The 10,074-nt window shown below is 40.6% G+C and carries 12 protein-coding genes and 1 riboswitch; of the genes, 4 read left to right on the forward strand and 8 right to left on the reverse strand.

Features of this window, described 5'->3' with window-relative positions; genetic code table 11:
• Positions 1 to 15: 15 nt before the first annotated feature.
• Genes moaE through moaA form a run of 6 tightly spaced genes read right to left on the reverse strand, consistent with a single transcriptional unit; the run spans position 16 to position 3,361 of the window.
• On the reverse strand, positions 16 to 459 hold the full coding sequence (gene moaE / locus CWC30_RS00925) for a molybdopterin synthase catalytic subunit MoaE (protein WP_138626172.1): 444 nt from the start codon (positions 457 to 459) through the stop codon (positions 16 to 18).
• 2 nt (positions 460 to 461) lie between these two features.
• Positions 462 to 710 (reverse strand): MoaD/ThiS family protein, encoded by a 249-nt coding sequence (locus tag CWC30_RS00930; RefSeq protein WP_138626173.1) that lies wholly within the window; start codon positions 708 to 710, stop codon positions 462 to 464.
• Between the two features lie 56 nt (positions 711 to 766).
• Positions 767 to 1,246: a cyclic pyranopterin monophosphate synthase MoaC gene (gene moaC, locus CWC30_RS00935; RefSeq protein ID WP_138626174.1), complete on the reverse strand. Its 480-nt coding sequence runs from the start codon at positions 1,244 to 1,246 to the stop codon at positions 767 to 769.
• A gap of 2 nt (positions 1,247 to 1,248) precedes the next feature.
• Positions 1,249 to 1,788, reverse strand: a complete 540-nt coding sequence (gene moaB, locus CWC30_RS00940) for a molybdenum cofactor biosynthesis protein B (protein WP_138626175.1) — start codon at positions 1,786 to 1,788, stop codon at positions 1,249 to 1,251.
• A 17-nt stretch (positions 1,789 to 1,805) separates the two neighbouring features.
• Positions 1,806 to 2,387 carry a molybdenum cofactor guanylyltransferase gene (gene mobA, locus CWC30_RS00945; protein WP_138626176.1) on the reverse strand — a complete coding sequence of 194 codons (582 nt, stop codon included), beginning with the start codon at positions 2,385 to 2,387 and terminating at the stop codon, positions 1,806 to 1,808.
• A 2-nt stretch (positions 2,388 to 2,389) separates the two neighbouring features.
• Positions 2,390 to 3,361, reverse strand: coding sequence for a GTP 3',8-cyclase MoaA (gene moaA, locus CWC30_RS00950; protein WP_138626177.1), 972 nt, complete (start codon positions 3,359 to 3,361; stop codon positions 2,390 to 2,392).
• A gap of 82 nt (positions 3,362 to 3,443) precedes the next feature.
• Positions 3,444 to 3,581, reverse strand: a riboswitch (molybdenum cofactor riboswitch).
• Between the two features lie 457 nt (positions 3,582 to 4,038).
• Here moaA and CWC30_RS00955 point away from each other — a divergent pair.
• The gene (locus tag CWC30_RS00955; RefSeq protein ID WP_138626178.1) at positions 4,039 to 4,800 is read left to right on the forward strand and encodes a molybdopterin-synthase adenylyltransferase MoeB; all 762 of its coding nucleotides are present in this window, start codon (positions 4,039 to 4,041) and stop codon (positions 4,798 to 4,800) included.
• A gap of 362 nt (positions 4,801 to 5,162) precedes the next feature.
• Here the strand turns inward: CWC30_RS00955 and modA are convergent, their stop codons facing one another.
• Together modA and CWC30_RS00965 are read right to left on the reverse strand one after the other, a co-directional pair.
• A complete protein-coding gene (gene modA, locus CWC30_RS00960) occupies positions 5,163 to 5,900 on the reverse strand; it encodes a molybdate ABC transporter substrate-binding protein (RefSeq protein ID WP_171034665.1) in 738 nt (245 codons plus the stop codon).
• A gap of 722 nt (positions 5,901 to 6,622) precedes the next feature.
• Positions 6,623 to 7,483, reverse strand: coding sequence for a YicC/YloC family endoribonuclease (locus CWC30_RS00965; RefSeq protein WP_138626180.1), 861 nt, complete (start codon positions 7,481 to 7,483; stop codon positions 6,623 to 6,625).
• 178 nt (positions 7,484 to 7,661) lie between these two features.
• On the opposite strand from CWC30_RS00965, the gene rph reads away from it, so the two are divergent.
• The 3 genes from rph to CWC30_RS00980 are packed head-to-tail and all read left to right on the forward strand — an operon-like array spanning position 7,662 to position 9,472.
• Positions 7,662 to 8,375 carry a ribonuclease PH gene (rph, locus tag CWC30_RS00970; RefSeq protein WP_138626181.1) on the forward strand — a complete coding sequence of 238 codons (714 nt, stop codon included), beginning with the start codon at positions 7,662 to 7,664 and terminating at the stop codon, positions 8,373 to 8,375.
• A gap of 14 nt (positions 8,376 to 8,389) precedes the next feature.
• The gene (gene pyrE / locus CWC30_RS00975; protein ID WP_138626182.1) at positions 8,390 to 9,034 is read left to right on the forward strand and encodes an orotate phosphoribosyltransferase; all 645 of its coding nucleotides are present in this window, start codon (positions 8,390 to 8,392) and stop codon (positions 9,032 to 9,034) included.
• Positions 9,035 to 9,088: 54 nt separating this feature from the next.
• Entirely contained in the window at positions 9,089 to 9,472 is a 384-nt protein-coding gene (locus CWC30_RS00980) for a diacylglycerol kinase (protein WP_138626183.1), read from the forward strand.
• Positions 9,473 to 10,074 lie beyond the last annotated feature (602 nt).

Raw genomic sequence — 10,074 nt, forward strand, 5'->3', positions numbered from 1 at the left:
CGCGTTGCAGCTACCTTACCATCGCTGCAACGCCTGCTTATCCTTTTCATTAAACTCAACCCAGCGAGAACCCTGCTCAGTTGTTTCTTTTTTCCAAAATGGTGCTGAATTTTTTAAGTAATCCATAATAAACTGACATGCAGTAAAAGCAGCTTCTCGATGTTTGCTCGTAACGCCGACAAAAACGATTTGTTCACTTAAATGCAGTTCACCGACTCTGTGAATAACTCTCACTTGTCCTAGAGGCCACCGCGTGCGTGCGTCATCAACGATTTTTTGCAGTAGCTTTTCGGTCATTTCAGGGTAGTGCTCAAGGTGTAATGAGCTCACATGAGATCCTTGGTTAATATCTCTGACTAAACCCGTGAAAATCACTACTGCGCCATCACTTTGATCGCTCGTTGCCAAAGCCTGATACTCTTTGGCAACATCAAAATCTTCACACTGTACACTGATCATTTCTAACCTCCTGTTACAGGTGGAAATAAAGCAACTTCATCTCCTGCTTTGAGCGCGTGTGCCTTGGTAGACATTTCATGGTTAACTGCAACTAAAATATTATCAGCAGCTAAATGCATTGCCCACTTTTCATTTTCTTGGCTTAAAACGGTCAATAAATCATTAACCACAGCAATATGAGCCACGTCTACCAAGCGTTCATTGCACGCGAGTAATTCGCGCAATTGACCAAAAAATTTTACCTTTATCATTTGTTTTTCCCTTTCTTGCGCGCCTATCAGGTTTGCACTAAGTTGAGTTTAGTACCTTAAGTCTCTGTGGTACGTTGCCATAAACCTGTTTTACCGCCCGCTTTGGTTAAAACCTTAATCTCAGAGATTGTCATACTGGGATCACCCGCTTTACACATATCAAATAATGTCAATAACGCAACACTAACTGCAGTTAATGCTTCCATTTCAACCCCAGTTTGTCCGTTTAATTTGCACAAACTGCTCACTTTTATTTGCTGTTTAACAGTGTCTATTTCAAAGTCTATATCGATTTTTGTTAACGCAAGAGGGTGGCATAATGGGATTAAGTCTGCACATTTTTTCGCCGCTTGAATTCCCGCGATACGGGCTGTGGCCAACACATCTCCCTTTTTATTTTGGTTGTTGCACACCGCGGCTAACGTTTCAGCGTTCATGGTGATACAGCCACTGGCTTGTGCACTGCGTTGCGTACTAACCTTATCAGAGACGTCCACCATATTGGCTTGCCCTTTAGCATTGAGATGAGTAAGCATACTTAACCCCTTGTGCCGCAAGCAGGCTGACCAGATTTTAAATGAGGAACAAAATTACAAGGGCGATAACCTGCATCTAACTGATATTTAATAATGTTCTCCCAGGCCGTTTTACAGGCTCCAGTTGAGCCTGGCATACAAAAAATAACGGTAGCATTTGCAATACCTGCCAGCGCGCGCGATTGAATAGTCGACACGCCTATTTCAGCAACAGATACCTGTCTAAATAACTCACCAAATCCCTCTACCTCTTTATCAAATAAAGGGCTTAATGCTTCTGGCGTTGAGTCGCGAAGAGTAAACCCCGTTCCGCCGGTGACCAAAACGACTTGAATTTCAGTACTGGCAATCCATTGTGAAACGATGGCACGAAGTTGATAAATATCATCTTTTACAATGTTTTTTTCTAATATGTTATGGCCCGCAGTTTGTGCAGCCTCAACTAAAAAAGCACCAGAGGTGTCAGATGTTTCATCGCGAGTGTCAGATACGGTGAGTACAGCGATATTTAACGCTTTAAAAGGGGTTTTTGTGTGCGACATGCAGTTGATTTTCCTTATTAAATAATAGTTGCAATGGCACTGGCCCATTGCTGTGGATTGTTGGTATTAACAAAGTGCTGTGGCTCAGTCATTGCTAAACGCGTATGAGGCAATGACTGTATAAAGTGTTTAATGGACAAGTCATCACTGGCAAGACAGGCTTCTAGGCGTACTTTACACTGTGCTGTAACAGGTACAAATAAAGGAAAGCACTCCTTGTCAAAGTGGGTTATTGTTTGCGCCTGTTGCCCCGCTTTAAGTAAGGATTGTAGTAGTTTTGGGGCCATTAAGGGCATATCAACAGGCATTACCACTAATGCGTAAGAGCCTGCTGAAGCAGATAATGTATCTAAACAGTGTGTTAAGCTACTGTGAATACCAGCAAGAGGACCCGCGTTGGCGTAATGGTCTTGTAGGTAGCCAGGAGCGTTACGGCTAACTAAAACGTCAGAAATTCCCGCTTGTCGCAAATAGCTTACTGTGCGCTCAAGCATGGTTTGCCCTTGTACGGATAATAGCGCTTTATCCTGCCCCATACGAGTTGATTGCCCCCCAGCCAATACAACCCCTATTACGCGAACAGCGTTGCCGCCTTGCATTACTAACCTCCTAACATGGCAAGATGCTGTGTTGCACCAACTACACCATCTTGGAGGTAATGCGTTGCGACTTTATCCTGAAGTGCGGCGACGATTGCTTCCTTTGTACCTGCGATATCACCACTGCGCAACCAAGAGCGAATATCTTGTCCGGCTTCTGCAAATAAGCATAAATGCAATTTACCTCGAGCCGACACTCGTAAACGATTACACTGTTGGCAGAAATCTTTACTGTAGGGCATGATCAAACCGACACGCCCCAAAGAGTCCGGATGAGAAAACTCTTGTGCAGGGCCAGCCCAAAGCGCTTTTTCTTGTTGCTGCCAACCCGATGCCAGTAATTGGGCTTTGACAGACTCCCCAGTCACATGGTTTTGCGCAAAAAATGCGTGGTTATCACCTGTTCTCATCAGTTCGATAAAACGAATTGTCACATTTCGCGTAGCTACCCAGGACAAGTAATTATCTAGCTGGTGGGCATTAAATTGCTTGAGCAATACGGCATTTAATTTAATTTTTTTAATACCTGCTTGCTCAGCCAGCGCAATACCTTCAAGAATTTTTTCGAGTTTATTGTGCCCAGTAATCGCTGAAAATAAGCGGGGGTCAATGCTATCCGCACTCACGTTTAAGGCACTCAATCCCGCCTTAGCCCACTCTGTGGCATGGTCTTTTAAATTAAACCCATTCGTGGTTAGTGCAACGGTTTTAATTCCTTCAACCTCATTACATAGCGCAATAATGTCACGCAGGTCTTTTCTTAGGCCGGGTTCTCCACCAGTAAGGCGGATTTTTTTCACCCCTAACTGAGCAAAGGCATTTACTAGCACTTCTAACTCTGCCAGTGTTAAAAAATCTCTTTCTTGCTGACAGTCATAACCATCAGGCAAGCAATAGTTGCAACTGAAGTTGCAAACATCTGTGATAGATAGTCTTAAGTACTCGAAATGACGACCAAAATTGTCTGTGAGCATAGTCCTGCCTTTATTTAAATGGCAAGATGTTTTTTGTTGTAAGCCATAACGTATGCGCTTAACAGCCGTTAAGTACAACGCAATACAGTTCACTCAAACACCTTTCCAAACACGGGAAGCAGCAAGATTTCTCCGACTGCCCGGCAATCCATTTAGCGATTGCGGCGCCTTCACCATACACAGTATGCTTAGGTGAAAGAGCTAGGAGTTTAAAAACTGAGCCTAAACAGGCTTTTTTATTCAGCCAAACCCAATAGGTGAGTCACACTTTGTTCGGTATTAAGTACCTTACTAAATAAAGAGTGCTTGGCTGTATTTATTAATTTAACGTTTAAATCAAAAGAGACTGCATTGTAATTACACCAGCATGGCACAGCAAATAGATAAAATAGTAATATTAAACTAAGCGTCCTTTTATTGATTAAAATCAAACTTTCAAGTTAAAACCGCAATAAACAGCCAAGATGAGTGCAGCCTTTATTTTTTGATTTAATTATCGCTAGCCTTATATATTGTAGTGTTTTAACATTTACTTTTTAACTTCATTTACTAATCAAATCTTTAGTTTGATTGAGTGTCAACGCGCTCTAAGAACAGTAATTAATAGTAATGGACTATATTGGGTGGGTTTTATTTTTTAATAGATCAGCCCTCGATATTTTGTAAGAAGCTACATTATGACGATCTCTAAATATAAAGAGTTAAGCACAGATCAACTTTTTCGCTATAGCCGACATATTCAACTTAAAAGTATGGATATTGATGGGCAAGAAAAGCTCTATAATGCCAAGGTGCTAATAATTGGTTTAGGCGGACTCGGTTGCGCGGCAAGTCAATATTTAGCTGCCTCTGGTGTAGGTGCGCTTACGTTGGTTGACGATGACATAGTAGATAAAACCAATTTACAACGACAAGTGTTGCATGGTGAACCTGATGTTGGGTCTGCTAAATGTATTTCTGCCCGTCAAGCCTTAGAGTATATTAACAGTGAAATTACTCTGCATACTATACAGGAGCGTTTAAGTGGAGACGCTTTAGCACGTGTGATTGCAGAGCACGATTTAGTGTTAGATTGCTGTGATAATATAACTACCAGAAATGCAATTAACCAATACGCATTTGCCCATAAAGTACCGCTTGTCAGTGGGGCTGCAATTCGTATGGAAGGTCAAGTAGCGGTTTTTGATATGCAAGATAATCACGCTTGCTATCAGTGTTTAAGCCACAGCTTTAAAGACCAAACTTTAACTTGCGCAGAGGCCGGAGTACTGTCACCCCTAGTAGGTATGGTTGGGTCAATTCAAGCAATAGAAGCAATTAAGCTTATTGCGCAGGTTGGGGTACCACTAAGTGGTCGTCTAATGCTCATCGATGCATTTAATATGGACACTCAAATATATACCCTTCCTAAAATACCGCACTGCCGTGTTTGTAGATAACACGTGGCTTATATTTGAGTAGCGTGTAACATCTTCCTAGGCTGTGAGTATACTAGGGCATCATGTTTAATCTTTTTAAATAAATAAGTTACTTCCCATGGGGAGCTAAGTTTATTTAAGCGACCACATAACATTGCACTTAATATAAACCCTGCAAGCAACTAGTTTATAAAGGGCAAAAATAGGTGAGTGCTGTTTATAAGTGTGCCATCAAGGAGTTTGCATAGCCACAATTTATAAAATTAGGCTAACTAAATAAACCATGCAGCTAAACGCTATTTATCCGCCACTGTTAAAATGTGTAATGCCATTAGGCGAAGAAGGTGACTAATTTGCAAATTAGTTTTATCGTGCATGGCATTTCATTTTTGAGGTATTGAGGCGTACCCTATCGTTGTTAAATATGCTTGAACTGGTGCAGACAAAAGGTATTTAACAAACTTATCAGCGTGTTCTGTGTGCTTTATAAGCGCATAACTTTGTAAAATAGGCGCATGCATTGACTCTGGTACCAGCCAATATCTTTGATAGCGGGTTAATTCACTGCATTCGTTACATTGCTGTTGCGCTAATATGAGTAATGACTTGGGAACAAAACCCGCACTAAGATTGCCCGATTCAATAAATTGAAACACCTGATTTGCGTTATTACCTTTGATCAAACGACGTTTGAAAACGTTTTTCAATTGCAATACTTCCAGTGTTTGCAGCGTGGCTGCTCCATAGGGAGCTAATTTAGGGTTGGCTACAGCTAAGCGGTCGGAGTAGGTGCGTAAAAAGTCGCTTGTTATCGGCTCACTCTGTTGTGGCACCCACAAAGCTAATTGACCTTGCGTATATGTGCCATAAGACCAGGCTAAACCGCGTTGAAAAAGTTCTTTAGGCCTTAATGCATCAGCTGACAAAAATACGTCAAACGGTGCTCCACGAATAATCTGCGCATACAAAACACCAGATGCGCCAGATGACAAGCGCACTTTAATCCCTGTTTTAGCGCTAAAATCTGTCGCTACTTTCTGTGCTGCCGCATAAAAGTTACTAGCAACAGCAACAGTTAACTCCTCGGCTTTTGCGGTAAAACTCGATATTAAAACAAGCATTACAAACACCCAATAACGGACCCATTCCAGCAACATAATTCATAATACCTATGGTAATTTTTAGCTCACTTGGCGTTGAGATAAATGTTACCATTCAAGCCGTCCTGTAGCCACAAAATTGGCGAGAGAGGGTAATCCCTGCATTCTTAATATTACTTCGCTCTTGTACTAATCCAAACATCGTGGTCATCCAAGCTCTTCGCCGCTCGTACTCTGTTTAACCAGACGATTGCTGGATTGTGTGATGTTAAACCGACGATGGCAACATGCACAAAGATCGTTGCTGTGTTTTCTCAGATCTCTTTTATACACTAGTGCTTTGATTAATGTGTTTTGGTATAAGAGTCTTCCGCAGTCTTTCAAATAGCTATGTTCAGAGGCGGCAGCTTCATCAATGATAACTTCTGTGCACTTTTTATCTATTGAATACTTGAGGAGCTAAAAAGCTTTTTGCTATTACTGGTCTTTAAATAAAGGCCATGGCTGAAGGGGTCTTTGATGGGGTTATTTAAGCTTAACTAATTTGTCTATTTTTATTTGATAAGTGATTGCATTATTCATTTTGCGCATACTTGAGTGAATATATGCCAGTTCCACTTTTAGTTACCATTTTGGTCCTAAAAAAGTAACCTAAATAGATAGGAACTGACATTTACTGAAACAACGGTTTTTATAACATTTTGATTTTAATAAATTAAATTAATACAAAATACAGTAAAGTATTATTCTATATTCTGGATCTGCTCGCGCATTTGCTCTATCAATACTTTTAGCTCTACTGCGGCATTCGTGATGTCGCTATTAATAGACTTAGAGGCGAGGGTGTTTGCTTCACGGTTAAACTCTTGCATCATAAAATCTAAACGACGACCACAAGCACCACCTTTACTCAGGATTTTGCGTGTTTCTTTAACGTGCGACTTTAAGCGGTCTAGCTCTTCAGCAACATCTTGCTTTTGTGCAAGGTAAATCAGTTCTTGCTCAAGGCGTGACTCATCAATATTTGTTGTTAAATCTTCAAGTTTTTGTACTAACTTTTCACGTTGCCATTTAGTAATTTCTGGCATGTGTGCTTCAACGATATCAACTTGTTCTAAAATAGCGGTTAATCGTGTAGTTATCATTTCTTCAAGGTTTGCACCTTCATCACCACGTGCAGATTTAAAGTCTTCAATTACTTGGTCAAGGCCAGTAATGAGTGCCGTATTTACACTATCCATATCAATTTCTTGTGCTTCCATAACACCAGGCCAACGTAAAATATCCACAGGGTTAATGTCACCACTGCTTTGTTGCTGAACCCACTTAGCACTATTAATTAACTGCTCCGCCAGCGACTGATTAATTGATAATTCACCAACATGTGCGGGATTTGCGACAAACTTTAAGAAGACCTCTACCTTACCACGCTGTAAGTGCTTACGCAGACGCTCGCGAATAACGGGCTCCATGCCACGAAATTGCTCTGGTGCACGAATAAATGTTTCAAGGTAACGTTGGTTTACTGAACGAATTTCCCACGTGCCAGTGCCCCATTCGCCTTTAATTTCGCGGCGCGCATAAGCTGTCATGCTGTGGATCATGGATGATTTCCTACATTTTTAAATACAAAGTTGACTGATTATACCGAATCAGCTTTTAACCTCTAGCGTAAATTTTCTGAAATGTGCTTTTCTGATGCAGTTAATTATGTAAATGAACATGGCATCTGGCACCACATCGACTTATAATGTGGCAAATTCAGAATTAAGGGGATCGTTAATGCGTCCAAGCGAAAGAACACCTAATCAAATTAGACCGGTTACATTCACACGTAATTACACTATGCATGCTGAAGGTTCAGTATTAGTAGAGTTTGGAAATACTAAAGTTTTGTGTACAGCAACTGTTGAAGCTGGTGTACCACGCTTTATGAAAGGCCAAGGTAAAGGTTGGGTTACGGCTGAATACGGTATGTTACCTCGTTCAACACATACTCGTAATGGCCGTGAAGCATCGCGCGGTAAGCAGGGCGGTCGTACTATGGAAATTCAACGCTTAATCGCACGTGCACTTCGTGCCGCGGTTGATTTAAAAGCGTTAGGTGAAAACACCATTACTATCGATTGTGATGTTATTCAAGCTGATGGTGGTACACGTACAGCGTCAATTAGTGGTGCGTGCGTTGCACTTGTTGATGCACTAACATACATGCGTGCAAAAGGGATGATTAATTCAAACCCACTTAAACACATGATTGCTGCTATTTCTGTTGGTATATATAAAGGTCAAGCGATTAGTGATTTAGAATACCTAGAAGATTCGGACGCTGAAACTGATATGAATGTAATTTTAACGGAAACCGGTAAAATTATTGAGGTGCAAGGAACCGCTGAGGGCGAACCTTTCTCATTTGACGAACTTGATGAGCTACTTACTCTTGCAAAGCACTCAATTCGTGAAATTATTGATGTACAAAAACAAGCACTAGCATAATTAGGTAATCAGTGATGAAAGAATATCAAAAAGAGTTTATTGAGTTTGCTTTAGAAAAGCAGGTATTAAAGTTTGGTGAGTTTACTTTAAAGTCTGGCCGTACTAGCCCTTATTTTTTTAATGCGGGTTTGTTTAATACAGGCCGTGACTTAGCGCGCTTAGGTCGCTTTTATGCAGCGGCGCTTGAAGATGCAGCAATTGAATATGATGTACTATTTGGCCCTGCTTATAAAGGTATCCCAATTGCAACCACAACTGCAGTCGCGTTGGCAGATCACTATAACAAAGATGTACCTTATTGTTTTAACCGTAAAGAAAAAAAAGCACACGGTGAAGGTGGTACATTAGTAGGATCGGCACTAAACGGTAAAATTATGCTGGTGGATGATGTGATCACCGCAGGTACAGCTATTCGTGAATCTATGGAAATCATAGCTGATAATGACGCAAACTTAAGTGGTGTATTAATAGCACTTGATCGCCAAGAAAAAGGTAAAGCTGAACTTTCAGCTATCCAAGAGGTTGAGCGCGACTTTAATACGCACGTGATCTCTATTGTTAAGCTTGCTGATCTTATTAGTTACCTTGAAAACCAAGGAACAATGAGTGAACATTTAGCCTCAGTTAAAGCGTACCGCGATCAATACGGTGTAGCCTAAAACTAAAGCCTCGCATTGCGAGGTTTTATTTTGACCAACTTAAAGAGCTTTTTAATGAAAGATGTATTCAAACCTAACGGCCTTGGTATAAAGCGTATATTTAAAGCAACATATTGTTCGTACCTTGGTTTTAAAGCTGCTTTTAAAGAAGAGGCTGCTTTTAGGCAAGAACTCGTTTTGAGTATTATTTTACTACCACTTTCTTTTTGGCTCGCCACATCAATATTACACTGGGCGTTATTAGTAAGCACGTTGTTAGTTATATTAATAGTCGAGTTACTCAACTCTGCAATAGAAGCACTCACTGATCGCGTAAGTACAGATCATCATGTGTTATCGGGGCGCGCTAAAGATATGGGATCTGCCGCGGTTACACTCTCATTAATGATCGCGCTGATCACCTGGGGTGCAAGCTTGTACTTAAAGGTGTTCAATTAAGATTAAAACAAAACGCTGAAAGCCGCTTTAATGTTAAAAAAATGATACTTATGTTGTGTTTTTAGCGTGTTTAGTTTAAATATGCAGCGAACTGTCGTTTATTTTAAGTTTTCTTCAAAAAAGGGTTGATCTGTTTTTGGATCTCCCTATAATGAGACCCCACTGAGACGGCAGAGCAGGCAACGCTTAGCGAGGCAAGCAAACCACTTAGTGAGTCGAGTAAAACTTAATGTTAGATTTTTAAAAAGTTTAAAATTAAGTGTTGACAAAAACACAGGAAAGCGTAACATGCGCAGCCCTAGCGAGATAAAGCAAAGCGCTTTAATCGCAACCGGATAACCGGTATAGCTCTTTAACAATATAAAGCAATCATCTGTGTGGGCACTCGTACAGATTGAGTTCTAACAGCCAAACTTAGTTTATAAGCAAGGCAAACAAATTTAGAGTCTCAATTTAAGCTGAGTGACCAACAGAATAGTTACTGTTAGTAATCATTCAGCACAGTCAATTCAATATCGACAGATATTAAATAAATTCAGAATTCATTGAGCTGTTCTTCACTCTTTATTGAGTAGGAACATAAAAACTTTTTAATTGAAGAG

The sequence above is a fragment of the Pseudoalteromonas sp. S4741 genome (genome assembly GCF_005886135.1).
Lineage (GTDB): Bacteria > Pseudomonadota > Gammaproteobacteria > Enterobacterales > Alteromonadaceae > Pseudoalteromonas > Pseudoalteromonas tetraodonis.